The 848-nt window shown below is 43.4% G+C and carries 1 pseudogene; it reads left to right on the top strand.

The features are described from left to right. Positions 1-848: pseudogene (locus tag ACFINU_RS10115) on the top strand (transporter); the annotation flags it as partial.

Below are 848 nucleotides of genomic sequence, written 5' to 3'. Positions count from 1 at the left end.
CAGGAGCTTTATCGCAATGATCTTTATCTTTCGATTTTGTGGAATCCACACGTTGATCAAACGGATAAATTAGTGGAGTTTTTCAAACGTTTAGGCAAAGCCAAGCAAGAAAAGACAGAAGTTGATACAGAGTCCATTCGCAAGCTTGAAGATATTACAACAGATCTTATTCAAAATTTAGAGCGTTATGGTGCAAAAAGACTGAGCCTTTATGAACATGAAGGTAATATTTATTCGCAGCAAAGTGAGTTTATCCACCAATTGGTGGGAGGTCGTCGTGAACGTATCCCTCTCACATGGGGGACGATAGCTTCGACTGTTTACTCAGACCGTCTTATTTTCGGGAAAGAGATCATAGAAATACGCTATGAGGCGGAACAGCGGTTTGCAGGCATGTTTGGTTGGAAAGAATATCCAGCAAAAACCAGGGTAGGCATGGCGGATGGTTTGCTCACCCTTCCCTTTGAATTTATTTTCACCCAATCTTTTGTTTTCAAGAGCAAAAATGCTGCCAAACAGATTATGGGGCGCAAACAAAACCAAATGGTCAATGCAGGAGATCGAGCAGGTTCACAAATTATGGAACTTGATGATGCGCTTGATGATCTTGAATCCAATCGTTTTGTTTTAGGGGAACATCATTTATCATTGGCAGTTTTTGCTGATACGCCGCAAGAATTAGCGGATAATCTTGCCAAAGCGCGTTCTCATCTTACGAATGGTGGGGCTGTCATTGCGCGGGAAGATTTAGGGTTAGCGGCGGCTTGGTGGGCACAATTGCCTGGCAATTATGCTTATCGCACCCGCTCTGGTGCAATAACAAGCCGCAATTATGCAGCGCTTTCTCC

It is taken from the genome of Bartonella sp. AC130YNZD, from assembly GCF_042196865.1.
GTDB lineage: Bacteria > Pseudomonadota > Alphaproteobacteria > Rhizobiales > Rhizobiaceae > Bartonella.
Note: the sequence above shows the minus strand (reverse complement) of the source record. Positions and strands in the feature narration are given on the sequence as shown.